At 74.1% G+C, this 23,797-nt stretch carries 21 protein-coding genes; 13 read left to right on the top strand and 8 right to left on the bottom strand.

The genetic code is table 11. The annotated features are described in order from the left end of the window. Window positions 1-175 precede the first annotated feature (175 nt). The gene (locus ABZV00_RS22855) at window positions 176-643 is read right to left on the bottom strand and encodes an SRPBCC family protein (RefSeq protein ID WP_355609469.1); all 468 of its coding nucleotides are present in this window, start codon (window positions 641-643) and stop codon (window positions 176-178) included. Between the two features lie 173 nt (window positions 644-816). Between ABZV00_RS22855 and ABZV00_RS22860 the strand changes: the two genes are divergently transcribed. Then, window positions 817-1,794 (top strand): PfkB family carbohydrate kinase, encoded by a 978-nt coding sequence (locus ABZV00_RS22860; RefSeq protein ID WP_355609472.1) that lies wholly within the window; start codon window positions 817-819, stop codon window positions 1,792-1,794. Beyond that, complete coding sequence (locus ABZV00_RS22865; protein WP_355609475.1) at window positions 1,791-2,618, top strand: 5'/3'-nucleotidase SurE; 828 nt, start codon at window positions 1,791-1,793, stop codon at window positions 2,616-2,618. The genes ABZV00_RS22860 and ABZV00_RS22865 overlap by 4 nt, the downstream gene beginning before the upstream one ends. A 44-nt stretch (window positions 2,619-2,662) precedes the next feature. On the opposite strand, the gene ABZV00_RS22870 is transcribed toward ABZV00_RS22865, so the two are convergent. Then, complete coding sequence (locus tag ABZV00_RS22870; RefSeq protein WP_354965472.1) at window positions 2,663-3,025, bottom strand: STAS domain-containing protein; 363 nt, start codon at window positions 3,023-3,025, stop codon at window positions 2,663-2,665. A 363-nt stretch (window positions 3,026-3,388) separates the two neighbouring features. Between ABZV00_RS22870 and ABZV00_RS22875 the strand changes: the two genes are divergently transcribed. Both ABZV00_RS22875 and ABZV00_RS22880 read left to right on the top strand, forming a co-directional pair. Continuing rightward, complete coding sequence (locus ABZV00_RS22875) at window positions 3,389-3,532, top strand: hypothetical protein (RefSeq protein WP_328419101.1); 144 nt, start codon at window positions 3,389-3,391, stop codon at window positions 3,530-3,532. A 136-nt stretch (window positions 3,533-3,668) separates the two neighbouring features. Next, on the top strand, window positions 3,669-4,076 hold the full coding sequence (locus ABZV00_RS22880) for a hypothetical protein (RefSeq protein WP_328419103.1): 408 nt from the start codon (window positions 3,669-3,671) through the stop codon (window positions 4,074-4,076). 174 nt (window positions 4,077-4,250) lie between these two features. Here the strand turns inward: ABZV00_RS22880 and ABZV00_RS22885 are convergent, their stop codons facing one another. After that, window positions 4,251-6,953, bottom strand: a complete 2,703-nt coding sequence (locus tag ABZV00_RS22885; RefSeq protein WP_355609480.1) for a cellulose binding domain-containing protein — start codon at window positions 6,951-6,953, stop codon at window positions 4,251-4,253. A 347-nt stretch (window positions 6,954-7,300) separates the two neighbouring features. Here ABZV00_RS22885 and ABZV00_RS22890 point away from each other — a divergent pair, with 347 nt between their 5' ends. From ABZV00_RS22890 to ABZV00_RS22900, 3 genes are all read left to right on the top strand, one after another. After that, complete coding sequence (locus tag ABZV00_RS22890) at window positions 7,301-7,987, top strand: BON domain-containing protein (RefSeq protein WP_328419108.1); 687 nt, start codon at window positions 7,301-7,303, stop codon at window positions 7,985-7,987. A 66-nt stretch (window positions 7,988-8,053) separates the two neighbouring features. Then, a complete protein-coding gene (locus tag ABZV00_RS22895; protein WP_355609483.1) occupies window positions 8,054-8,551 on the top strand; it encodes a redoxin domain-containing protein in 498 nt (165 codons plus the stop codon). Continuing rightward, window positions 8,548-9,096: a thioredoxin domain-containing protein gene (locus ABZV00_RS22900; RefSeq protein WP_355609486.1), complete on the top strand. Its 549-nt coding sequence runs from the start codon at window positions 8,548-8,550 to the stop codon at window positions 9,094-9,096. The genes ABZV00_RS22895 and ABZV00_RS22900 overlap by 4 nt, the downstream gene beginning before the upstream one ends. Before the next feature lie 34 nt (window positions 9,097-9,130). On the opposite strand, the gene ABZV00_RS22905 is transcribed toward ABZV00_RS22900, so the two are convergent. Next, entirely contained in the window at window positions 9,131-11,929 is a 2,799-nt protein-coding gene (locus ABZV00_RS22905) for a LuxR C-terminal-related transcriptional regulator (RefSeq protein WP_355609488.1), read from the bottom strand. A gap of 147 nt (window positions 11,930-12,076) precedes the next feature. Between ABZV00_RS22905 and ABZV00_RS22910 the strand changes: the two genes are divergently transcribed. The 4 genes from ABZV00_RS22910 (at window position 12,077) to serS (ending at window position 16,382) form a co-directional block, all read left to right on the top strand. Then, window positions 12,077-12,517, top strand: a complete 441-nt coding sequence (locus tag ABZV00_RS22910) for a hypothetical protein (RefSeq protein WP_355609491.1) — start codon at window positions 12,077-12,079, stop codon at window positions 12,515-12,517. Between the two features lie 66 nt (window positions 12,518-12,583). Continuing rightward, window positions 12,584-13,816 carry a saccharopine dehydrogenase NADP-binding domain-containing protein gene (locus ABZV00_RS22915; protein WP_355609494.1) on the top strand — a complete coding sequence of 411 codons (1,233 nt, stop codon included), beginning with the start codon at window positions 12,584-12,586 and terminating at the stop codon, window positions 13,814-13,816. A gap of 25 nt (window positions 13,817-13,841) precedes the next feature. Beyond that, window positions 13,842-14,984 carry a MerR family transcriptional regulator gene (locus ABZV00_RS22920; protein ID WP_355609497.1) on the top strand — a complete coding sequence of 381 codons (1,143 nt, stop codon included), beginning with the start codon at window positions 13,842-13,844 and terminating at the stop codon, window positions 14,982-14,984. Window positions 14,985-15,098: 114 nt separating this feature from the next. Beyond that, complete coding sequence (gene serS / locus ABZV00_RS22925) at window positions 15,099-16,382, top strand: serine--tRNA ligase (protein ID WP_355609499.1); 1,284 nt, start codon at window positions 15,099-15,101, stop codon at window positions 16,380-16,382. Between the two features lie 9 nt (window positions 16,383-16,391). Here the strand turns inward: serS and ABZV00_RS22930 are convergent, their stop codons facing one another. From ABZV00_RS22930 to ABZV00_RS22945, 4 genes are all read right to left on the bottom strand, one after another. Beyond that, window positions 16,392-17,303, bottom strand: a complete 912-nt coding sequence (locus ABZV00_RS22930; RefSeq protein WP_355609502.1) for a cytochrome c biogenesis protein CcdA — start codon at window positions 17,301-17,303, stop codon at window positions 16,392-16,394. Then, window positions 17,300-17,905, bottom strand: coding sequence for a redoxin family protein (locus tag ABZV00_RS22935; RefSeq protein ID WP_355609505.1), 606 nt, complete (start codon window positions 17,903-17,905; stop codon window positions 17,300-17,302). The genes ABZV00_RS22930 and ABZV00_RS22935 overlap by 4 nt, the downstream gene beginning before the upstream one ends. A 66-nt stretch (window positions 17,906-17,971) precedes the next feature. Beyond that, the gene (locus ABZV00_RS22940; protein WP_355609508.1) at window positions 17,972-19,438 is read right to left on the bottom strand and encodes an NADH-ubiquinone oxidoreductase-F iron-sulfur binding region domain-containing protein; all 1,467 of its coding nucleotides are present in this window, start codon (window positions 19,436-19,438) and stop codon (window positions 17,972-17,974) included. After that, the gene (locus tag ABZV00_RS22945) at window positions 19,435-21,081 is read right to left on the bottom strand and encodes a hypothetical protein (protein WP_355609511.1); all 1,647 of its coding nucleotides are present in this window, start codon (window positions 21,079-21,081) and stop codon (window positions 19,435-19,437) included. The genes ABZV00_RS22940 and ABZV00_RS22945 overlap by 4 nt, the downstream gene beginning before the upstream one ends. A gap of 288 nt (window positions 21,082-21,369) precedes the next feature. On the opposite strand from ABZV00_RS22945, the gene ABZV00_RS22950 reads away from it, so the two are divergent. Both ABZV00_RS22950 and ABZV00_RS22955 read left to right on the top strand, forming a co-directional pair. Then, window positions 21,370-22,815: an alpha-amylase family glycosyl hydrolase gene (locus ABZV00_RS22950; protein WP_355609514.1), complete on the top strand. Its 1,446-nt coding sequence runs from the start codon at window positions 21,370-21,372 to the stop codon at window positions 22,813-22,815. Between the two features lie 70 nt (window positions 22,816-22,885). After that, entirely contained in the window at window positions 22,886-23,797 is a 912-nt protein-coding gene (locus ABZV00_RS22955; RefSeq protein ID WP_355609517.1) for a L,D-transpeptidase, read from the top strand.

The following is a 23,797-nucleotide window of genomic DNA, read 5'->3' on the forward strand; positions in this document are numbered from 1 at the left end:
CCGACGAAGATCACCACACCCTGACCAGCACCGCAACCTCTCCACGCAGCCTGTCAATCCCGCCTGAGCAGCCCAAACAGGATGAGACAAGCTCCAGGATCGAGCGCGATCATGGCGCGGGCGCGGGCGCGGGCGCGGGCGCGGGGCGCGGTGTGAGCGGGGGCGCGGGGTGGGGTCAGGTGGGGGGTGGGGGGTTGTCGGGGCGGTCCAGGGCCGCGCCGAGGCGGGTGGCCAGGGCCAGGTGGGCCGCGCGGGCCTGGCGGAACGCGTACCGAAACAGCGGAGCTGGTGCGGTCAGGGTGATCTCGACATCGATCCGGACCAGGCCGTCCGGCTCGGCACGCAGCCGGGTGTGGTTGTGCACCGTGGTGGCCGGCCACTGGCGGGCCACTGTGACGATCTCGTCGTCCTCGCTGATCAGCACGTCCGCCTGGTAGGTGGTGCGGAAGCGCAGCGGGCCGGCCACCAGCCGGTCGCTGATCGCGTAGCTGGCCCGGGCACCGTGCCGTGGCGGCAGCCTGCGGACCCGGACGATCAGCGGGTGCAGCTCGCCCTGCCGGGTCAGGTCGCTGAGCAACGCCGCCGCGTCAGAGGTTGAGGAGCGGGCCTGAACGGTGTAGCTGAAGGTATCGCTCCTGAGCACACCGTCTCCTGCCGTCGATGGTCGCCCGATCGTCCCGTACCCCGGTCGGGCTGGCAACGCCCGGAGGGACACCGGCCGATGCGATGCCGTTCGGGGCTTCCGTCGCACTAGGGTCGGTTAGCGAGTAATCACCGGCCGTGACGAGGGGCGGAAATCATGAACGGCTACGACCGGTGAGCGGGCACGTGATGGTCTTCGCGCCCACACCGCAGCTGACGGTGACCGTCGACCAGCCGAGCGACCATCCCGAGCTGCACCTGCACCCCGGCGGGCAGGGTGTCTGGCAGGCCCGCATGGTGATGTCGCTCGGCGTCGACGTGGTGCTCTGCGCCGCGCTCGGCGGCGAGATCGGTCAGGTGTTGGAGCCACTGCTGGTCAGCGAGGGGGTGGACCTCAAGGTGGTGGTCCGCGACTCCGGCAGCGGGGGGTACGTGCACGACCGTCGGGACGGGTCCCGGCAGGAGATCGTCGACGTGCCCGGGCAGCCCCTGAGCCGGCACGAGCTCGACGAGCTGTACAACCTTGCCCTCGGCGAGGGCCTGCGGGCGTCGGTGAGCGTGCTCAGTGGCCCCAACGAGCCGTGGCTCGTCCCGGCCGACCTGTACCGGCGCTTCGCCGCCGACCTCGGCGCCAACGGCGGCCGGGTGGTGGTCGACCTCTCCGGCGATCACCTCGGCGCGGTGCTGGACAGCGGGGTGTTCTTCCTCAAGGTGAGCCACGAGGAACTGATCCGCGACGGCCGTGCTCGCAACGAGGACCGTACGGAGTTGAGCCGGGTGATGTACGACCTGCACGCCTCCGGCGCCGAGACGGTGGTGGTGAGCCGGGCCGACGAGCCGGCGCTGGCGCTCATCGACGGGGAGCTGTTCGAGGTGGAGATGCCCCGGTTGGAGGCCGCCGACCCGCGTGGAGCGGGCGACTCGATGACTGCCGGGGTGGCTGCCGTGGTGGCCGGCGGCGGAGACATCCGGACCGCCATCCGCACCGGCGCTGCCGCTGGCGCGCTGAACGTGACCCGGCACGGCCTGGGCACCGGGCGGTTGGACTCGATCACGGGCCTGGTGGAGCGGGTGCGGCTGGTTCCGGCGGACAGCCGTCAGCAGGAGCGGACCACCCCCGACGAGCTGGCCGACCGGGCGGTCGAGCGATGACGCTGCGGGTGCTGGTCACCAACGACGACGGGATCGCCGCACCGGGCATCCAGGCGCTGGCCTTGGCGGCGGCGCAGCGGGGCCTGGACGTGGTGGTGGCGGCGCCGCTGGAGGAGGCGAGTGGCACCAGTGCCGCGATGAGCGCCATGGAGCAGGACGGTCGGGTGGTGGTGCACGACCACCCGCTGCCGGAGTTGGCGGGTGTGCCCGCGTACGGGGTCGGCGGCTCCCCCGGCTTCATCACGCTGATCGCGCTGCACGGCGCGTTCGGCCCGCCGCCGTCGGTGGTGCTCTCGGGCATCAACCGGGGCGCCAACGCCGGCCGCGCCGTGCTGCACTCCGGCACGGTGGGTGCCGCCTTCACCGCCGCCACGAACGGCTGCCGGGCGATGGCGGTCTCGCTGGACGTGCTCTCCGCGGGCGAGGCGACGGCCGCCAGCGGTGGTGCCGCCGTGGACGCCGCCGCCCTGGTACGCGACGCCGAGCGGCACTGGAGCACCGCCGCGCGGGTCGCCCTGGACCTGCTCCCCCGGCTGACCGCCGCGCCGCTGGAGAGCGTGCTCAACGTCAACACCCCGGACCTGCCGCACGGGCGGCTGCGCGGGGTGCGCCGGGGCACGCTGGCCAGTTTCGGTCAGGTGCAGATGACGGTGGCCGAAGCCGGGCACGGCTTCGTCCGCACCTCGCTGGAGGAGCCGGGGCAGGCCGCACAGCCCGGCACGGATGTGGCGCTGCTGGCCGCCGGGTACGCCTCGGTGACGGCCATCCGGGCGGTCACCGAGATGACCGACGTCGACCTGACCGGTCTGGAGGAACAGCCCTGACGCGGGCGATGCCCCGGAGCTCTCAGGCGCCGGGAGCGGCGCTCTCACGCGCCGGGGAGCACCTCGGGAGTGGCGGTGCCGGCGAAGTAGGGCTCCGGGGCGCCGAAGAGACCGAGCAGGCCGGTAACCCAGAGCTGCCGGTGCACGAACCGGCTCGGCTCGGTGACCACCAGCTTGACGCCGCTGACCTCGGCGGTCTGGAAGCCGGCGACCATCGCGCTGATGCCGACCGAGTCGATGAACGTAACCAGCCTCATGTTCAGCTCGATGCGGAGAGGGCGACCCTTGGCCAGCACCTCGGCGATCGCCTCGCGCACCTCGTACGCGGTATCGACGTCGATCTCGCCCCGGGGGGCGATCTCCACGACACCACCGGACAGAACCGACTTCACGATCGACAGGCTCACGAGCACCTCCACCCGCCCGTCCCCCGGGCGCCTCATCAGTACGCGGGCCGCGACCGAGAGTATTCCTCCGACGGCCTCGGTCGCCACCCCTCGGGATGAGCAATTCGCGGATTCGAGCACATGAAGTCGCTCATCTCCACAATTTTTCGTTATCTGATCACTCGACGACCGGTCGGAGCCGACGCGTCGCCGGACCAGGGTAGCGGTCCCGGCCCGACACAGCCGACAACCGGCCTGCCGGCCGTGCCGGCCCCGTGTGACACCGGCGTGTCGTGCCTCGTCCATGCGACTCGGATCCGCCCTGCGGTTGCCGACGCCGCCTAGCATCGATCCGGACACCCGTCGCGACGGAGAGGATCATCGATGATCAAGAGACTGGCTGGGCTGGCCGGCGTCGGCGTCCTGCTCGCCCTCGTACTGGCCTGCGGTTTCGGTGGCGGAGGCGATGATGACGACGACGATGACGATGACTTCGCCCGAGGCGTCGCGGTGGTGGTGCTGCACTGAGGCGGCCAGTGAGCTGTGCCGGCGGGTTTGCGCCCGGCCGGCACGGGGCACTGCCGGGTGAGCGAGCCGTGATGCGCTGGACAGACGCCGAAGTCCCACCTGGCCGGCGGCTCCGGCACCCGAGGAGGTAACCACGATGTTCGGAACCAACCTGCTGGACCGCCGCAGCAAGCCGGAGCGGATCGCGGACCAGGCGTGGGAGCACCTGGTCTCCGCCGTCAGCTCCGCGGGAGACAGCGTGCGGGACACCGCCCGCTCGGCCCGTCGCAGCAGCAGCGGCCTGGCCGACGAGGCGGGTGACCTGGTGGGCTCCGCCGCCGACGAGGCGCGGCGCCGGGCCTCGCTGGCCTTCGACGCGCTCGCCGGCCGCCAGCCGGCACTGCCCTGGACTCTGCTGATCGGCGCGGCGCTGGTCGGCGCGGCGGTTGGCTGGGCCGTCGGCTCCGCCGCCCGGGCCGCCGGCAGCCGGGACGACCGCGCGGTGGACGACGTCGAGTTCGTCGACGTCGACCGCCCCAACACCCCCATCGGCCTGGACGGCTGACCCACCACGCACGCCATGGGCTCCGCTCGACCACCGGTCGAGCGGAGCCCATTTCCATTCCCAGCCCCGGCCGGGGTGGGGCCGGTCCGCCGGGGTGCCGGACCCCTCAGGCAGCCCCGGCGGACCGGTGCAGGGGGTGATCCGGGCGCCGCCGACCGCGCCCGGACCACCCGGTCAGCGACTCGTGCAGGTGATGGTGGCCGGTGGCGTGTTGCCGCCGGTCCACGAGCCGAGGAAGCCGGCAGTGGTGCTGGCCCCGGCACCGAGCCCGCCGTTCCAACCGCTGTCCCGGACGGAGACGACCGCGCCGGTCTGGGTGTACGTGCCGCCCCAGAGTTGGGTGACCCGCTGGCCGTCCGCGAAGGTCCAGCCCAGCGTCCAACCGGCGATGGGCGCGCTGCCCGGATTGCGCACCACCAGCTCGGCCTGGAAACCACCCGACCACGAGCCGGTCACCCGGTACGTCGCCGCGCATCCACCGGTGGGCGGTGGCGTGGTCGGCGGAGGAGTGGTCGGTGGTGGAGTGGTCGGTGGTGGAGTGGTCGGTGTCGGGGTTGGCCCAGGGCCCCCGGTGCGGTCGGCGACCAGGATGCCGCGCCCGTTGGTGCCGAGGTAGACCCGGCCGTAGACGCGCGGATCCCCGGTCAGCGCCTCGGTCGGGTTGCCGTACTGGTGCCGGTCGTCGTTGATCCGTACCCAACTCGCGCCGCCGTCGTCGGAGCGGTGCACGCCGGGCTGACCGTCCACCGTGCCGTACAGGAAGACGGCGGGGTTGGTCCGCCCGGGCGCCGCCTTGCCGAAGCCGACGTTGCCGGCGGCGCTGACGCCAGCCAGCTTGGTGAGGCTGGCACCGGCGTCGGTGGACCGCCAGAGCCCGCCCGGCCCGGCCAGCCACAGCTCGCCCGCCCGGCCCGGCAGCGCCTTGAACCGCACGTCGGAGGTGGGCAGCCCGGTCGCCGCCGTGGCGGCGAAGCTCGCCCCGCCGTCGGTGCTCAGGTAGACCCGCCCGCCGCTGAAGCCGTAGAAGCGGTTCGGGTCGACCCGGTCGGACTCGACCGTCGCGTTGGCCGGGATACCGGCGGACGGCGTCCACGAGGTGCCGAACCCGACCGAGTGGACCACCGGCTGGCCGGCGTCGCCCGGCGCCCAGACGAACCGGCTGCCATCGGCCGCGGCGGCGACCGTGCCGCCGGCGTTGACCCCCGCCGGCTCGGTGCCCTGGAACCAGTTGGCGCCGCCGTCGGTGGAGAAGGCGACGTGGCTGTCGGCGGGTCGGTCGGCGTCGGTGAAGTTGCCGGCCCGGACCAGCACGGCCGGTCTGGTCTCGGCGTAGTCGAGGCTGGTGGTGGTCGTGAAGACCGGCTGGGTGAAGAGCATCGACGGGACCGCGTCCAGGTCGGTGTGCCGGAATCCGCCGATGTCGCCGAGCGCGCTGATCAGCGGTGCGCCGCTGGGCGGGCTGACCAGATCGAGCACGGCGGTCTCCTCCAGCCCACGGGCCATCGGCCGGATCGTGAACTGGCCGCCGGTGTCCCACCTGGTGAGGTCCGTGGTGCCGTAGATGGTGGCGCCGGTGCCGTACATCATCCGGTTGGGGTCGTGCGGGTCGATCTCCATCGACTCGTTCATCCAGCCGAGCTTGGGTGCCTCCTCCGGCGGGGCCGGGTTCGTGCCGAAGGTCAACCAGGGCACCGAGCTGACGTCCATCGTGTAGCGACGGGTCTTCTCCGGGTAGTTGCTGAACTCCCAGATCCGGCTCCAGGTCGCCCCGCCGTCGGTGCTGCGGAAGAAGATCGCGTCCGGCCACCAGGAGACCTGGGTGGCCACCAGCAGCGTGTTCGGGTGCTGCCGGTCGATGGTCAGGCCGCTGTAGCCGAAGTAGGCGTCCGCGCTGGTGGACGGCACCGGGCTGATCCGCGTCCAGACCCCGGTGGACCGGGTGAACTTCCAGACGTCACCCTTGCCGCCGTCGTACGGGCCGCCGGTGTCGCTGGTGGCGACGTAGAGGTGGCCGCCGACCGGGTCGACGACGCCCTTGTGCGCCAGGTAGCCGGTGGGCTGGCCGGGGATGCGCGTCCAGCTGACGCCCCCGTCGGTGCTGCGGTAGACGGGGTTCTCCTTGTCCGCCACGCCCACGTAGATGGTCTGCGTGGCGGAGCCGGCGGTGCCCGTGCTCTTGTCGAAGCTGACCCAGGTCAGGCCCTGGTTCTGCCCGTTGTAGCCGTTCGGGTCGCTGGGGTCGGCCCGGTAGTTGCCGGCGTTCGGGAAGGCGGTGACCCGGGCCCAGGTCGCGCCGTGGTCGGTGCTGCGCCACAGCCCGTTGCCGCCCTCGGCGCCGTAGTAGACGATGTTGTTCCGGTTGGGGTCGACGGCCAGCCGCTCCCCCATCCCCCGGCCCGGCATGTTGCCGCCGTTCTTGAACGGCAACTCGGTGACCTGCCAGGTGGCGCCCTTGTCGGCCGAGCGCAGGATCGCGCCGTTGTTCGGGTCCCAGCCGTTGGTGTACATGCCGACCGCCGCGTACACCCGGTTGGTCTGTACGGGGTCGGTGGCGATGCTGACGACCCCGTTGTAACCCCACCGGTCGGCGCCCACCCAGTCGAGCAGCGGCGTCCACGACTGGCTGGCCTGCTCCCAGCGGTACGCCCCGCCGATGTCCGTCCGGGCGTAGATCAGGTTCTTCTCGGTGGGGTTGAAGACGATGCCGGGCACGAAGCCGCCGCCGTCGATCCGGACGTTGCGCCAGGTGTATGCCTCCGCGGCGGCCGGGGCTGAACCGGCGACCGGGGCCGAACCGGCGGCGGTGAACGGGATCGCCACGACGGCCGTGGCGACAGCCAGCGCGGACACGACCGCACCGGCGAGACTTCTCCGCATCTGCGGTTCCTCTCGGGATGGACGCCCGGGGACGGGGTCGACCGGGTGGTGACGCCGTCGCCCGGGGGGACGGGCACGACGCTGGGAACGGGCTGGAGCTGCCCTGGCTCCCGCCACCCGACGCGACGGCTCCCGCGATCGAGGAACGCGCTTACCGTAACCGATCCCTGACCACTTTGGAAGCGCTCCCACCATCGATGCCCATGCCCCTGCACGGGCACCCGGCCGTGCCGTCACCCGCTCAGGGCGAGGCCGAGTCACCCCGGGCGGCGGCAGGCTCTACCAACGGCGGACCTCCGGCCCCGGCCGTCGCCCGGTCCGCCACCCACGCACCCGAGGAGGGACAGATGGCCATCGCGACGATCAGCCGCACCGACCAGGACATCCAGTCCGCCGTACTCGACGAGCTGACCTGGGAACCACGGGTGCAGCCGCACGAGATCGGCGTGACCGTCGCCGAGGGCGTCGTCACGCTGACCGGGCGGGTGGACAGCTACGCGAAGAAGTGGGCCGCCGAGCGGGCCGCGCACAGGGTCGTCCGGGTCCGGGCGGTCGCCAACGACCTGGCCGTGCGGCTGCCCGGCGGCGCCGAACGCGCCGACCCCGATCTGGCCGCAGCGGCCGGTAACGCGCTGGAATGGGACGCGTTCGTACCCATCGAGAAACTCCAGGTCACCGTCTCGGCCGGCTGGGTGACGCTGCACGGCGAGGTCGAGTGGGAGTACCAGCGGCGGGCCGCCGAGCGGGCAGTCTGCCGGCTGAACGGCGTACGCGGGGTGAGTAACGGCATCACCGTCCGCCCGGCCGCCCCGCCGGACGGCCGAAACGTGGCCGACCGGATCGTCGACGCGCTCGCCCGGGCCGGGGCCACCGAGGTCGAGCGGATCAGCGTCCGGGTGCACGGCGACACGGCGATACTCGCCGGGCTGGTGCACTCGATGCCAGAGCGGGCCGAGGTGGAGCAGGTGGTCTGGTCCGCGCCGGGCATCCGGGAGGTGCAGAACCACATCGCGGTCGCCCCGGGGCTGGGTTGAGCGCAAGCGCGGAACCACCCGGGGCGGGTGAGCCGGACTCACCCGCCCCGGGAGCAGGCTCGGGGCATGAGTGATCCGAACGGGCTGATCCAACCGGGGCGCCCCGCGCCCCGCTTCACCGTGCCGGGCACACCGGACGGGCGTCTGACCGGTCCCGAGCAGTTCCTCGGACGGCCAGTCGTGCTCGCCTTCTACCCCGCCGACTGGAGCCCGGTCTGCGGCGACCAGATGTCGCTCTACCAGGCGGCGGCACCGGTGTTCGACCAGTACCAGGCGGTGGTGCTCGGCCTCTCGGTGGACAGCATCTGGTCACACCGGGCGTTCGCGGAGAGCCGGGGCATCACGTTCCCGCTGCTGTCCGACTTCGAGCCCAAGGGCGAGGTGGCCCGCCGGTACGGCGCGTACACCCCGCAGGGCGAGGCGGCCCGGGCACTGGTGGTGCTCGACCCGGCCGGGACGGTGGCCTGGAGCCACCTGTCCCCGCCCGACGTCAACCCGGGCGCGGACGGCATCATCGACGCCCTGGACCGGCTCACCGCCGATCGGAAGGTGGCCGCCGGATGACCACGCCACTGCAGGTCACCGCCCGACTCCGCGACCCGGTGACCGAAGATGACCACGTCCGGGGGCCGGCAGACGCGGCGGTGACCATCGTCGAGTACGGCGACTTCCAGTGCCAGTTCTGTGGCGCCGCGTACCCCAACCTGCACGAGATGCTGCGGCAGCGGGCCGACACGGTGCGGATGGTGTACCGCTACTTCCCGATCGCCAACGTGCACCCGTACGCCGAACGCGCCGCCGAGACGGCCGAGGCCGCCGCGGCCCGGGGCAGGTTCTGGGAGATGCACGACTGGCTCTACGAGCACCAGGACCAGCTGGACCCGGTGCACCTCTCGCTCGGCGTCGAGCAGCTCGGGCTGCCGCCGGACGAGCTGAACGCGGAGGTGGAGAACCGGGTGCACGCCGACCGGGTACGCCGGGACTTCGTCGGCGGGATCCGCAGCGGGGTGAACGGCACTCCCACCCTCTTCGTCAACGAGGTCCGGCACGAGGGTGGATACGACCTGCCCGACCTGCTGGCCGCGGTGGACGCTGCCGCCAATCCCTGACCCCGGACGCGGCGGCCGACGACCCGCCCGCCGCTCAGATCAGCCGCAGCTCACGCGCCCGCCGGACCGCCTCACGCCGGCGGGTCGCGTCGAGCTTGCGGTAGATGTTGCGCACGTGGGTCTTCACCGTGTTGACCGAGAGCGACAGCTCGCTGGCGATCTCGACGTTGGACAGGATGCTCTGCAGGTAGCGCAGGATGGTCAACTCCCGCTCGGTGAGTGGCTCGTCGAGCGTGCCCCCCGGTTCGGCCGCCGGCCGGGCCGTGGTCTGCTCGGCGCCCCGGATCAGGTCGCTGACCAGTGAGAAGTGTGCGGTGCCCGCATCGAGGTGCGCGGCCAACAAGTCCCGCACCGGCGGCTCGGCACGGGTGAAGACCCGCCGGCAGCCCTGCGGACCGGCCAGGTCGAGCACATGCTCCAGGATCCGGCCGGCCCGACGCCCGTCCCCACCCCGCTCGGCCAGCACCGCGTCCAGCAGTCCGGCGTCCAGGCGTACCGGCAGGGGCCAGGCCGCGGCCGGCAGCGCCTGCCAGTCCGGCAACGCCCGCCCGGCGGCGCCCGCGTCCCCGGCCCGCAGCTCCACCCGGGCCAGCGTGACCGCGAGTGCCGGAGCGGCCGCGTCCTCGGTGGCACCCGCCAGCAGGTCGCGGGCGGTGTCCAGGTCGCCCCGCTCGGCACGCAGGTCGGCCTCGGCGGCGCGCAGCAGGCTCGCCAACTCGGCGGCGGCCGGCCGGCCGGTCAACGACTCCCGGGCCCGGACGAGCAGCCGCTGGCCAGCGGCCGGGTCGCCGGCGTCGCGGTGCAGTTGGGCCCGACACAGCGCGGCCACCACCGCGGCCACCGGCTCGCCGGGCGGTCCCGCCGACCAGTCGTCCCCCGACTCCGCCTGGGCGGAGCCGGCCGGGCCGGTCGCCGGGGCAGCCAGGGCGAGGTTGGCCGCGGCCTCCTCGGACTGGTCACGATGCAGCGCCACGAGGGCCAGCGCCAGGTAGGCGTAGCCACAGTCGAGCCGGCAGGACCAGCCCTGGCGGGGCGGCGTGCCCAGCACGTCCCGGGCGGCCTGCTCGGCCGCGCGCAACTCGCCGCGCACCGCGAGAAGCAGCGCGGAGCGGCTCGCGGCGACCAGCTCCGTACGGGGCCGACCGGCCTCCCGGGCCGCCGCCCGGGCCCGGACGAACCGGGCGTGGGGCAGCGCACCGCCGGCCAGCTCGACCAACCCCAGCGCGGTACCCGTGAAGGCCCGCAGGTCCGCGTCCTCGGCAGCGCTGCCTCCCACGACGGCCTGCGCGGGGTTCGGCACACCGGTCGGCGTCGCTCCGGGCGGACGGGTCCGCAGCAGCCGGGCGGCGGCGGCCCGGACCTCCACCGGATCGTCGGCGAGCCGGGCCACGGTCAACTCCAGCGCGGTGGCCAGCCGCAGGAACCGGTCCCGGCGCGGCATCGGCAGGCCACCGGCGTACGCGGCGGCGGTACGCAGGTGACCGGTGGCCGCTGGCAGGTCACCGGCGTACGCCCGCTCGGCGGCGCAGGCCAGGGCCACCTCCGGATCGACGCGGACGACCTCCGGCGGTGGGGACCCGGGCGCCGGGCCGCTCACCGGCTCGCGGTCGTACCGGGTCAGCTCCGGCCAGTGCGCGACGAACAGGTCGCCGGCCCGATCCCACCGGCCGGCGGCCAGCGCATGCCAGAGCCCGTCGGCCGGGCGCCCGTCACCGGCGTACCAGTCGGCCGCCCGCGCGTGCAGCTCGCGCAGCTCGTCGACGGGCAGCCGGGCCAGCTCGGCCCGGAGGAGGTCGGCCAGCAGCGGGTCGCAGCGGTACCAGGGCGGCCGGCTGTCCTCCCGGTGGAGCAGACCGCCAGCCCCGGCCAGGTCGGCCAGCACCCGCCCGGCGTCGGCGCGGCCGGTCAACGCCTCGGCCAGGTCGGCGCAGACCGTCTCGGCGAGGGCGGTGCGGCGCAGCAGGTCCCGGTCGGCCGGCTCGATCTCGGCGAGCACCTCCTCGTGCAGGTAACCGGCGATTTCCGGTTGGTCGCCACCGAACTGCCCCACCCAGCGCTCCGGGTCCGGCTGCCCACGCAACGCCAACGCGGCGATGCGCAGCGCTGCCGGCCAGCCACCGGTGCGCTCGCGCAGACGGTGCACGGCGGTGGCCGGCAGCGGCGCGCCGTGCGCGGTGAGCAGGTCGGCCACCTCGTCGTCGGTGAAGGCCAGCTCGTCGGGGCCGATCTCGGTCAGCTCGCCGGCGAGGCGCAGCCGGTGCAGGGCCAGTGGCAGCCCGGCCCGGGCACCGACCACCAGGTGCAACCGCTGGTCGGCGTGCCGAAGCAGGAACTCCAGCCCGGTCAGCGCCGCCGGGTCGGCGACCCGGTGCAGGTCGTCCAGGACCAGCAGCACCGGTCGGTCGGCGGCGGCGAGCGCGGCGGCCAGTACTTCCAACTGGTCGGGGCGCGGCGCCCGGTCGGGCACCGGCGCCAACGGGCCGTCGTCCGCCGGCCCGGTCGCCGCGCGCAGCGCCGCCGCCAGGTACGCCCAGAGCCGGTCGCCGTCGTCGCCAGCCTCCACCGACACCCACGCCGGCCCCGGTCCGGCCTCGGGCGTGCCAGCGGCCAGCCGTACCCAGGAGGCGAGCAGAGTGGTCTTGCCCCAGCCGGCGGGGGCCGCAACCAGGGTGACGGGTCCTGCGCTGCCCTCGTCGAGCCTGCGCAGCAGGCGGGGCCGGGCCACCACCGGTTCGGGCGGCACGGCCGGGGTCAGCCGGGACGCCAGCAGCGGCGGGTCGGCTGGGCGCCCCGGCACCGTGCCCACCCGCGCGCGATCCTGCTGTTCCGGCACCCGACACCCACCCCCATCGACGCGTTCCACCCCCCGGTCGGCGAGCGGTTACCCGACCCGCACCGGTTCACCCCTTCCGGGCGAGCCCGCTTCACCCGGTGCCGACCGACGGTCGAGGGACGTGGACCGGAAGGACGGGTGGGGCCGATGGGACGGCTGGTGCGGGCGGGATCCGCCCTCGGCGGCGCGGCGCTGGTCGGGGCGGCGCGGCTGCTCCGCGTACCCCGGTGGCGCGGCCGGACCGGCGCGGACGGCGACCCCGCCGCGCGGGCCCGTTGGGAGGTCGTGACGGTGGGCCGGCCGCCGGAGCGGGTGCTACCTGGCGGCAGGTGGCCCGAGCCGCTGCGCCGCCTCGACGGCGCGGTCGAGGTGCACATGCGGCCGGCGCCGGGCGACCGGGGCACCGAGCTGGCCGCCCGCCCACTGGCCGGCGCCACCCCGACCGTGGGGCTGGCCGCGCACCTGGTCGGCGATGATCCGGGGCTGCTGGTCCGCCGGACGCTGCGTCAGGTCAAGCAGCACATCGAGACCGGCGAGGTGCTGCGCGCGGACCGGTCCGCCCTGGACCGCCCCCCACACGCCGGGTGAGGACGCCCCCCAGATTCACCTCTGTCATGATCTTCCGTCCGGGGCGCTGGGTGGCAGACTCTGGGGATGGCTGGCGAGCGGACGTACGACGTGGTGCTGTTCGGCGCCACCGGGTTCACCGGAGGGCTGACCGCCGAATACCTGGCCCGGCACGCGCCACCCGGGCTGCGCTGGGCGCTGGCCGGGCGCAACCCGGATCGCCTCGCCGCCGTGCGGGGCCGGCTCGCCACGATCGACCCGGCGCTGGCCGAGTTGCCGCTGCTCACCGCCGACGCGACCGACGCCGACTCGCTGCGCGCGGTGGCGGAGAGCGCCCGGGTGGTGGCCAGCACGGTCGGCCCGTACATCCACCACGGGGAGCCGCTCGTCGCCGCCTGCGCCCGCGCCGGCACCGACTACCTGGACATCACCGGCGAGTCGGAGTTCGTCGATCTGATGTACGTCCGCCATCACGCAGAGGCGACCCGCACCGGCGCGCGGCTGGTGCACACCTGCGGGTTCGACTCCATCCCGCACGACCTGGGCGTCTGGTTCACCGTCAAGCAGTTGCCGGCCGACGTGCCGATCACCGTGGACGGCTACGTGCGCGCCGGCGGCCGGTTCTCCGCCGGCACGTACCACTCCGCGCTCACCGCCTTCTCCCGCACCGGGCAGGCCAGCCGGGCGGCCCGGGACCGCCGGGCGGTCGAGCCGCGCCCCACCGACCGTCGGGTCCGGGCGGTGCCCGGCCGGCTGGCCCGCTCAGCGGAGCTGCGCATCTGGACCGTGCCGCTGCCCACCATCGACCCGCAGGTGGTCCGCCGCTCGGCGGCGGCCCGCCCGGAGTACGGCCCGGACTTCCGCTACCGGCACTTCGCCGCGGTGAAGCGGCTGCCGACGGTGCTGGCCAGCGCGGTAGGGCTCGGCGCGCTGGTCGGGCTCGTGAAGTTGCCGCCCACCCGGCGCTGGCTGCTCGGCCGGCTCGCCTCCGGGCAGGGGCCCACCGCGCAGCAGCGGGCGGCGTCCTGGTTCCGGGTCCGGTTCGTCGGCGCCGGAGGCGGGCAACGGGTGGTCACCGAGGTGGCCGGCGGCGACCCGGGGTACGACGAGACGGCGAAGATGCTCGCCGAGTCGGCGCTCTGCCTGGCGCTGGACGAGCTGCCGCCAACCACCGGCCAGCTCACTCCGGTCGCCGCGATGGGCGATGCGCTGCTCGACCGGCTCATCCGCGCCGGGCTCACCTTCCGGGTGCTGAAGCAGGGGGCGACGACGCCGGGGCCGGAGGCGGCGCCGAAGCCGGGGGCCGGGGCGCCGGCTTGACCCTCGACCGGGTCGAGGGGGCAGGATGCCCGGCGTGGAGAGCGACCTGCACAGCATCGGCGAGCTGGCCCGGGCCAGCGGCCTGACCGTCAGCGCGCTGCGCTTCTACGACTCCGCGGGCGTGCTGGCGCCGGCCCTGGTCGACCCGGTCACCGGCTACCGCTGGTACACCGACGAGCAGATCGCCCCGGCCCGGCTGGTGGCCGGGCTACGCCGGGTCGGTATGCCGGTGCCGGAGATCGCCGCGGCGGTACGCGCCGAGCCGGCGACGGTGCACCGGCTGCTCGACACGCACCTGCGCCGGCTGTCGGACGGGCTCGCCGACGCCCGGCGGGAGATCACCCGGCTCCGGGCGCTGGTCGACCCGGTGCCGCCGGCGACCACCACGCTGCTGCTCTCCCCCGCCGAGCTGGCCGCCGCCGTCGACGCGGTCCGCTTCGCCGTCGGCGCCGACCCGGAGTTGCCGATGCTCTCCGGCGTGCTGCTCGACGTCGAGCCGGACGGCGTCCGGCTGGTCGCCACCGACCGGCACCGGCTCGCGCTGGCCCGGGCCGGGGCCAGCGTCGACGGGCCGCCGCTGCGGGTGCTCGTCGGAGTGGACCTGGTCGATCGGCTCCGCACGCTGCTCGACGCCGCCGACGCCGGGCCGGTGCGGCTGACCGTGGCCGGCGCGGACCTGCGGGTCACGGTGGCCGGCCGGACGCTCGCGGGCACGGCCCTGCCCCACGACTTCCCCGACTACCGCCGGCTGCTGCGCGAGGCCGTCGGTGAGCGGCCGAGCGCGTACCGGATCCCGGTGGACGTGGCGGCGCTGCGGGCGGCGCTGACCGACCCGGCGGCCCCCACGGTGGCCCGCGAGTACGGCGGTGAGCCGCTGGCGGTCACCGTGCTCGGCCTCGATGACCGGGGCGGCCTGCGCCTGCTCCCCGCCGCCGACATCCGCGCCGCCGACCTGTCCGCCGCCGGCCTGTCCCCGGACCCACTGGCGGGCCCCGACCCGGCGGGCGAGCTGCGGGTCGGGGTGAACAGTGGCTACCTGCTGGACGCGCTCGACGCGGCCGGCGCATCGCAGCTGGTGCTGGAGCTGGACGGGCCGATCGCGCCGCTGGCCGTACGCCGCCCGGACGACGCGGACACCTTCTCCGTGCTGATGCCGATCCGGCTCTGAACCGCCCCCTGTGCTCGCGGGCGGTGGGCTCGCGCTCCCCGTCCCGGCCCGACGGGGGCGCGACGGTAGCATCTGGTGGTCCACCTGACCCCGGACGGAGGCGTACGGAGCAGCATGCTCGACATGGAGTTGATCCGGAAGGATCGCGAGGCGGTGGCGACCGCGCTGGCGAAGCGACTGGATCCCGCCGAGGTCGAACGGACCCTGGACGAGATTCAGCGGCTCGACCAGGAGCGGCGCGCCCTGATCACGGAGATCGACGCCGAGCGGCAGCGCCGCAAGGCGGAGGCCCGGGCGTACGCGCAGGCGAAGCGCGCCGGCACCGAACCGCAGGCCACCGCGCCGGAGGCCGAGCGCAAGCAGCTCGCCGAGCTGGAGTCCCAGTTGGACGAGGTGCAGGCCCGGCTGCGTGACGCGATGAGCGAGCTGCCCAACCTGCCCAGCGATGACGTCCTCCCCGGCGGCAAGGAGGCCAACCGGGTCGTCAAGACCTTCGGTGAGCCGCCGGCCATCGAGAAGGTCCGCGACCACGTCGAGCTGTCCCGCGCGCTGGGCCTGGTCGACTACGAGCGCGGCGTCAAGCTCGGTGGCTCCGGCTTCTGGATCTACACCGGAGTCGGCGCGCGGCTGGAGTGGGCGCTGCTCAACTACTTCATCGACCAGCACATCAAGGCCGGGTACGAGTTCCTGCTCCCGCCGCACCTGCTGCTGGACTCGGCCGGCTTCGCCGCCGGGCAGTTCCCGAAGTTCTACGACGACGTCTACCACCTGGACAGGGAGTCCGCCCCGCGCGGGCAATTCCTGCTGCCCACGTCGGAGACGGCGATCCTCGGCGCGTACCAGGACGAGATCCTGGAGACCTCGAAGCTGCCGCTGAAGGCGTTCGCCTACACCCCGTGCTATCGGCGGGAGTCGGCCGGCTCGCACTCCGACGAGCGTGGCACGGTGCGCGGGCACCAGTTCAACAAGGTGGAGATCTTCCAGTTCACGCTGCCGGAGCAGGCCGACACGGCGTTGGAGGAAATGCTCGCCCACGCCGAGAGCCTGGTCGAGGGGCTGGGCCTGCACTACCAGCGCACGCTGCTCTCCGCCGGTGACGCCAGCGCGTCGATGAAGAAGACCCTCGACATCGAGGTGTGGATGCCGAGCACCGGCAAGTACAAGGAGGTCTCGTCGGTCTCCTGGGCCGGCGACTACCAGGCCCGCCGGGCGGCCATCCGCTACCGGGAGCCGGGCGGCAAGCAGACCCGCTTCGTGCACACCCTCAACGGTTCGGCGCTGGCCACCAGCCGGCTCTTCCCGGCCATTCTGGAGCAGTACCAGCAGGCCGACGGCTCCGTGCTGATCCCCGAGGTCCTCCGCGACCGGATGGGCACCGACCGGCTGACCCCCCGCTGACCCCAACCGTCAACGTCCCGCCGATCGTGCAGTTTCGGTCTCCGGCATGGAGCGCTCCGCGGCTTCTGCCGGGGTAGCAACTGCACGATCGCGGAGGCGGGCGCGGCGAGTCAGGGCTGCCGCCAGCAGGAGGACCGCGAGGGCGGTGGCCAGGACGGCGGGGCCGGTGGTGTCGAGGGTGTCCGCGAGGGCGTGCTGGACCCGGGACGCCGTCTGGATCACCGGGTCTTGTAGTGCGTTGCGGTGGCCGGCGGCCAGCCGCAGTTCGTACCAGCCGTACCAGGCGACGTAGCCGCCGGCGACCAGCAGCACCAGGCCGCTGAGCCGGGGCACCAGCGCGCCGGCAACCCGCAGCCGGGCCACCAGCCCGTCGCGCAGCAGCGCCACGCCGAGCGCGGCGACCGCGACCACCAGCCCCATCCCGAGGGCGTACGCGCCGAACAGGGCCAGCCCGCGCCCGGTCGAACCGGACTGGAGGCTGGTCACCACGATGGCCAGGAACGGTGCGATGGCGCAGCCGAGCGAGGCCAGGGCATACGCCGCGCCGAACAGCGCCATCGACGGCCAGGACCGGGTCAGCCGGGGCGCCCGGGCGGACCAGCCGGGGGCAGGCAGTCGCCGGCCGGCGAGCAGCCAGCACCCGGCCACCACCAGCAGCAGCCCCAGCACCACGGTCAGCCACGGCAACCGTGGCCGCAGCCAGCCGGCCAGCGGCGCGAGGGCCAGGCCGACGGCGCCGAAGACCAGTACGTACCCCAGGGTCAACCCCACCGCGGCGGTCAGCGCGCGACCGACCGCGCCGCGGGTGTCGGTGGCCCCGGCGACCAGCAGCGAGAGGTACGCGGGCAGCAACGCGAAGCCGCACGGGTTGACCGCGCCGAGCATGCCGGCGGTCAGCGCGAGCAGCAGCGGGGCGGTCACGCCCCGGCCAGCGCGGCGACCCGGGCGGTGAGTGCCTCGCCGTCCAGGAAGCCCTGGTGGACGATCTTGCCGTCCCGGTCGATGATCACGAAGATGCTCTGCTCGGTCACCTTGAACCGGCGCCAGAGCGCACCGGCACGGTCCTCGATCTGCGGCGTCCCGGCGAGGTCGAACTCGGTGACGAACTCCTGCATGGCCCGCCGCTCGCCGAGCCCGGCGACGCCGACGATCGGCACGGTGTCCCGGTACCGGGGCGCGATCTCGGCCACCGTCCAGGCCTGACTGGCGCAGGTGGCGCACCACGGCGCCCAGAACCACAGCACGACGGGCCGGCCGGCCAGCTGCGCGGCGTCGAACGCGGTGCCGGCGAGGGTGGTCCCGGTGAAGCGCAGGGTGTCCGGCACCCGCGCCGGAGCGGCGGTCGGCGCGATGGCCGGGGCACTTGCCGGCGCGCCCGGAGACGTGGTCGAGGCCGGCACGGATCCGGCGGCTGCCGCTCCGGACGGCACCGTGCCGGTGCAGGATGCCGTGCCGAGCAGGGCGACGACGAGCGCCCCGGCAGCGGCGGCCCGGGGTACCCGCCCAGCCGTTGTTCGCCCCATGCCCATCCGCATCTCCATTCGACAGTTGTCCGGAAGGGACCCGGCTGCACGAGGCGTGCAGGTGCCCTACTCGGCCTTGGCGAGCCGGAGGGCGAGCTCCGGGCAGACCTTGACGGCCTTCAGCGCGCCCTCCCGCAGCCAGGTCGGCACCGGGGTGGTCGGGAAGGCGGGATATCCGTTGCCGTCGAGCCGGATGAAGTCCGGCACCACGTGCGCGCAGAGCCCGTGCCCGTCGCAGCGGGACCAGTCCAGGGTGAGCTTCTGCGGGTTGGAGTCGGGTGCGCCCGGCAGCCCCATCACGCCCTTGACCCGCCGGCCGCAGCCGTCGCCGGTGCTGTGCAGCCGCAGATCGTCGGCAAAGACCTCGATCGCGGAGAGGGCGAACCGGGCGGTGCCGTCCGGGTGGCTGCACGCTCCCCGGCCCTTCACCTCGCCGGCGGCGGCCCGCACCACGTCCGCGGGTTGGCTCCCGGCGACCGCCAGGTCCACCGCGCGGGCCAGGTCCGGCAGGCCCATCTTGCACGGTCCGCACTGTCCGGCGGACTCGCCAGCCAGGTAGCGCACCACCTGGGCGGCCTCGCCGAGCGGGCAGGTGTCGACGCCGAGCGGAACGATGATGCCCGCGCCGAGGGTGCCGCCGACCGCGGCCAGGCCCTTACGGGAGACCTCCGCCCGGTCCGCCGCCTCCGGGGTGATCCACTTGCCGTGGTAGCCGCCCATCAGGATGCCCGGGCCGTCCGGGACCTCACACAGGTCGAGGATCTCGCGCAGCGGGGTGCCGGCCGCGCACTCCACGACCGCGGGCCGGGCCGCCGCGCCGGTCACGGTGAGCAGCACGGTGCCCGGCTCGTCGTCGGTGCCGAGCGCCGCGTACTCGTACGGGCCGAGCCGGGCGGCGACGGCGAGCTGGGCGTACGTCTCGGCGTTGGAGAGCAGGGTGGGCAGGCCGCCGACGCCGGAGTCGCTGGAGCGCTTCTTGGTGCCGGGCGGGATGTGCGGCAGCCCGTTGATCCCGTTGACCAGCGCGCCGCCCTCGCCGGAGATGAACCGGTGCGGCACGGTGACGATGGTGGCCGGCACCGGCATCCGCCGCTCCGCCAGCGCCTCCATCAGCGAGTCCCGGCCCACCCCGTCGTCGGCCACGCCGATCACGATCTCCTCGGCGTCCAGCGCGTACGCGGCCAGCGCCGCGCCGTCCAGGATCAGGTGCGGGGCGCGGGTCAGCAGCACCTTGTCCTTCCAACTGGCCGGCTCCCCCTCGCTGGCGTTGACCACCACGACGGCAGCGAGGTCCTGCCGCTCGCAGGACTCCAGCACCGCGCGCAGCTTGCGGGCGAACGGGAAACCCGCCCCGCCCTTGCCCTTGAGCTGCATGCCCTCGGCGAGCCGGAGAAGCTGGGCCGGTTCCATCGGGCCGATCGGCCCGTGCACCTCCTCGTGGGCGGCCAGGTCCAGCCGGCCGAACTCCGCGAAGCCGGCGGTCAGCCGTGGCTCACCCACGCAGGCCACCGGGGGCACGGTCGTACGCATCACTTCGCCTCACCCCGCAACCCGGCCCAGTACGCCCCGTCCACGGCGTCGGCGCTGGCCTTGCGGCGCTTGGACCGACCCTCGCCGGCGGCCCGCCGTGCCCGCCGCGACGCCAGGTCGACCAGGGTGGGGGTGTCGTCGACGGGCGGCGGCACCTCCTCCGGCACGTACCGGGCCGGCGGGCGCCAGTAGTCCGGCTCCTCCGGCAGTTCGTCCTCGACGCTGTGCCGGCCGCTGCCGCTGCGCGGCGCCGCCGAGATCGGGCCCGCGGAGATCGGCTCGGCGGAGACCGGGCCGGCCGAGATCGGCTCGGCGTCCTGCCACCGGAGCGGGCTGTCCCACGGCTCCTCGGGCTCGTCGACCAGCCGCTGCGGCGGCGCCGAGTACCTGCTGCCGTCGTCGTCGGTCCGGGACCGGCGGGCGGACCGCTCGTCGACCGGCGCGCCACCCCGCCGCCGCCTGGCCGGGGCCTCGTCCCGGTCCCGGGTACGCTCGCCGCGCCGCCGGGCCACCGGCTCGAACTCCTCCTCGTCGCGCCGACGGGTGACCGGCTCCTCCGCGCCTCGGCGGCCCGACCGGCGGGTCGACGGCTCCCGCTCGTCGCGCCGGCCGCGCGCAGCCCGTTCGGTGTCCCGCCGGGCCGCCGGCTCCTCGTCCCGCCGGCGCCGGCTGGGCCGGACCGGCTCGGTGAGCGAGCCCGGCTCGGGCACCACCGGCACCGTGAACCGCTCGGGGTCGCGCCGCCGCGCGCCGGCCGGCGCGGTCCACGAGGCGGTGGTGGCCTCCGCCCAGGCGGGACGCTTCTCCTCGCCGCTCTCGCGGCGGCGGCCCAGCCCGGCCAGCAGCGATCGGCCGCGGCCCTCCTCGCCAGCCCGGCCAGCCATCGCCGTGTTCCGCACCGCGGCCTGGTGCTGCTCGCGGCTGCGTCGGCCGACGGTGACCGAGAGCCGGACCAGCAGCGCCAGCACGACCAGCAGGATGCAGCCGAGGTAGCTGAGCACCACCCAGGACTTCGCGACCCGGCCGGCGTTGAGGCCGTGCAGCACAGCGAACGGCCAGGCGACGTACGCCGTGGAGTGCAGCGCGCGCCACAGCCACTTCGGACCGATGCCGGCGAAGCGGGCCCGGATGATGCCGGTCCAGATCACGCTGACCATCAGCAGGGCGGCCACCGTGCCGAGCCCGACGTAGAGCCCTCCGCCGCCCACGAAGGGCACCAGGGCGTCGGTCGGCGCCGCCCGACCGGTGGCGATCTTGGTGAGCACGTGGAAGGCCAGCCCGGCCACGCCCAGCACACCGAAGGCCCGGTGCGCCGACTGCAACAGCACCCGGTGCGAGATGCGCAGCACCAGCCGGTCCGTGGCGAGCAGGCCGAGCATCACGGTGAGGCTCAGCGCCACCAGCGCGATGACGCCGGCGAAGAACTCCGTGAAGAAGAACCCGTACGCGTACGCCGTCTGCCCAGCCCCGGTCAGCATGATCGCCGCCCAGAGCGCGGCGAGCAGCGACGCGATCAGCATGGCGGTCGCCGACCGCGACCGGGTGCGTACCCCCCGACTGCTGGCGCCGGTCCGGACGGTGGCCGCCTTCTGGTTCTGCTTTGCCCGGGCCATCTGCTCCTCGATCGTCTCGCGGCGGCGTACCACCGGCCGACCCCTGCTCCCCCATCCAGTACGGAACGGCGAGGCTCGCGGATCACCCCGGGGTGGAAATTTCTCGGGCGGATCGAACCAACCGACGCCGGGACGCGTGTAGCGGCGGCGCGGGTAAGCGCACCATCGGCCGAAATGGACAGTGACAGATGTCCATGCATTGACAGTCACTGCAACACGCTTGTAACCTTTCGGAAAATTTCAGCCTGACTTGCAAGAACCCGGCAAGCAGGCTCTCCCCCGCCGCGCCACCACCCACCCCCGCCCCCGTCAGGAGTCCCGATGCACCGACGTCGACGCGGCTCGGCGATCCTCGCCCTCGGCCTGGTCGCCAGCCTGCTCGTCCCCCTCACCGTGACGGCTCCCCCGGCCGTCGCCGCCCCGTCCGGCGGCAAGAAGGTCATCGTCCAGCTCTTCGAGTGGAACTGGCCCTCGGTGGCCAGCGAGTGCCAGAGCACGCTGGGCCCCAAGGGCTACGGCTACGTCCAGGTGTCACCCCCGCAGGAGCACGTGCGGGGCAACCAGTGGTGGCTGGCGTACCAGCCGGTCAGCTACCGGGTCGAGTCCCGCAAGGGCACCCGCGCCCAGTTCCAGTCGATGGTGAACACCTGCCACGCGGCCGGGGTCAAGGTGATCGTCGACGCGGTGGTCAACCACATGTCCGGCCAGGACAACGGCGGCACCGGCTGGGCCGGCTCGTCGTACTCCCACTACGACTACCCGGGCATCTACCAGACGCAGGACTTCCACCACTGCGGGCGCAACGGCGGCGACGACATCGCCAACTACAACGACCGGTACGAGGTGCAGAACTGTGAGCTGGTCAACCTCTCGGACCTGAAGACCGAGTCGGACTACGTCCGCACGAAGATCGCCTCGTACCTCAACGACCTGCTCTCGCTGGGCGTGGACGGCTTCCGGATGGATGCCAGCAAGCACATGCCGGCCGCCGACATCGCCGCCATCAAGGGCAAGCTCTCCCGCTCCGCGTACATCGTGCAGGAGGTCATCTACGGCGCCGGCGAGCCGGTCCAGCCGACCGAGTACACCGGCATCGGTGACGTGCACGAGTTCCGCTACGGCAAGGACCTGGCCCGGGTCTTCCGCTCCGAGCGGCTGGCCTACCTACAGAACTTCGGCACGGGCTGGGGGCACCTGCCCAGCGGGCCCTCCTCGGTGTTCGTGGACAACCACGACACCCAGCGCGACGCCGGTGGGGTGCTCACCTACAAGGATCGCGGGATCTACGCCCTGGCGAACGCCTTCATGCTGGCCTGGCCGTACGGCTCGCCGACGGTGATGTCCAGCTACACCTTCAGCAACCGGGACGCCGGCCCGCCGTCGGACGGCGCCAACAAGACGCTGAACACCACCTGCTACTCCGGCTGGGAGTGCGAGCACCGCTGGCCGGTGATCGCCAACATGGTCGGCTTCCGCAACGCCACCGAGGGCGCCGGCGTGGCCAACTGGTACGACAACGGCAACAACCACATCGCGTTCAGCCGCAGCGGCAAGGGCTTCATCACGGTCAACGACGAGGACTCCGCGGTGAACGGTCGCTCGTACTACACCGGGCTGCCCGCCGGCCGGTACTGCGACGTCATCCACGGCACGTACGCGGGCGGCACGTGCAGCGGCCCGGTGATCACGGTGGACGGTAACGGCTGGTTCCCCGCCAACGTGCCGGCACACGACGCCGTGGCCATCCACATCGGCGCGCGGGTCTGAGCCGCCGGGGCCCCCGGCCGGTATCGCCGAACCGGGGGCCCCGGACTGCCCTCCACCGTAGAGTGGTTTGGTGCCGTTTGACCGATTGACTCCGTACCGCCGCCGAGGCGCATGGGTAGCCGCCGCCGTCGCCGTGGCCGCGTTGCTCATCGCCGCGCTGCTGGTCGGCCAGGCCCTCACCCCCCGTTCGGCCACCCCCGACCGACCGGCCGCCGCCGCGCCCGACCCGACGCCGAGCAGCGTCGAGCAGAGCCCCGAGGAGCAGGTGCTGCCGGCCGCGCCCGCCCCGGCCGGGCTACCGGTGATCGACTACGACCCCGCTCCCCGGGGATTCTCGGCCGATCCGGCCACCATGGACACCACGCCGCTGACCGAGGGCGCACACCCGACGCGGCGGATCGCCGCGTACAACGCGCCCGGCGGGCGCCCGCTGGCCTTCCTCGAACCGACGCTCGCCGGTGTCGAGCTGACCGTGCCGATCGCCCAACGGCGGGCCGGCTGGACGGCCGTCCTGCTGCCCTCGGCCAACCGGCGGCTCGCCTGGCTGCCGCCCGGCGGGTTCGACACCGTGGCGCTGCGCGACCAGATCGTGGTGGAGCGCAAGACGCACCGGCTCACCTGGTACCGAGCCGGCAAGGCGATGCGCACCTGGCAGACCAGCCTCGGCCAGCGTGGGCAGGAAACCCCGCTCGGTCGGACCTTCATCCTGGGCCGCACCCCGCCGCCGCAGGACGTCTACGGCGGCGTGGACATCTACGCCCTCGGCTCGGTGCCCGACGACCCGGAGTCGGTGCCGACCGGGCTGCGCGGCGCGCACATCGGGCTGCACACCTGGTACAACGACGACGACCTGGGCGAGAACACCACCAACGGCTGCATCCGGGTGACCCCCAGCGGCCAGCGGGAACTGCTCGCCGAGGTCCGCCCCGGCAGCAGCCTGGTGGTGGTCGACCGACTGCCCACCCCGCCCCCGACCGCCTGA

It is taken from the genome of Micromonospora sp. NPDC005173 (assembly GCF_040608515.1).
In the GTDB taxonomy this organism is placed as follows: domain Bacteria; phylum Actinomycetota; class Actinomycetes; order Mycobacteriales; family Micromonosporaceae; genus Micromonospora.

Bases quoted from the DNA above. Each gene is read 5' to 3' on its own strand.
- ABZV00_RS22865 (WP_355609475.1), top strand. From the start codon at position 1,791: ATGACGCTGCGGGTGCTGGTCACCAACGACGACGGGATCGCCGCACCG.
- ABZV00_RS22875 (WP_328419101.1), top strand. From the start codon at position 3,389: ATGATCAAGAGACTGGCTGGGCTGGCCGGCGTCGGCGTCCTGCTCGCC.
- ABZV00_RS22880 (WP_328419103.1), top strand. From the start codon at position 3,669: ATGTTCGGAACCAACCTGCTGGACCGCCGCAGCAAGCCGGAGCGGATC.
- ABZV00_RS22885 (WP_355609480.1), bottom strand. From the start codon at position 6,953: ATGCGGAGAAGTCTCGCCGGTGCGGTCGTGTCCGCGCTGGCTGTCGCC.
- ABZV00_RS22890 (WP_328419108.1), top strand. From the start codon at position 7,301: ATGGCCATCGCGACGATCAGCCGCACCGACCAGGACATCCAGTCCGCC.
- ABZV00_RS22895 (WP_355609483.1), top strand. From the start codon at position 8,054: ATGAGTGATCCGAACGGGCTGATCCAACCGGGGCGCCCCGCGCCCCGC.
- ABZV00_RS22900 (WP_355609486.1), top strand. From the start codon at position 8,548: ATGACCACGCCACTGCAGGTCACCGCCCGACTCCGCGACCCGGTGACC.
- ABZV00_RS22910 (WP_355609491.1), top strand. From the start codon at position 12,077: ATGGGACGGCTGGTGCGGGCGGGATCCGCCCTCGGCGGCGCGGCGCTG.
- ABZV00_RS22915 (WP_355609494.1), top strand. From the start codon at position 12,584: ATGGCTGGCGAGCGGACGTACGACGTGGTGCTGTTCGGCGCCACCGGG.
- ABZV00_RS22920 (WP_355609497.1), top strand. From the start codon at position 13,842: ATGCCCGGCGTGGAGAGCGACCTGCACAGCATCGGCGAGCTGGCCCGG.
- serS (WP_355609499.1), top strand. From the start codon at position 15,099: ATGCTCGACATGGAGTTGATCCGGAAGGATCGCGAGGCGGTGGCGACC.
- ABZV00_RS22935 (WP_355609505.1), bottom strand. From the start codon at position 17,905: ATGGGGCGAACAACGGCTGGGCGGGTACCCCGGGCCGCCGCTGCCGGG.
- ABZV00_RS22950 (WP_355609514.1), top strand. From the start codon at position 21,370: ATGCACCGACGTCGACGCGGCTCGGCGATCCTCGCCCTCGGCCTGGTC.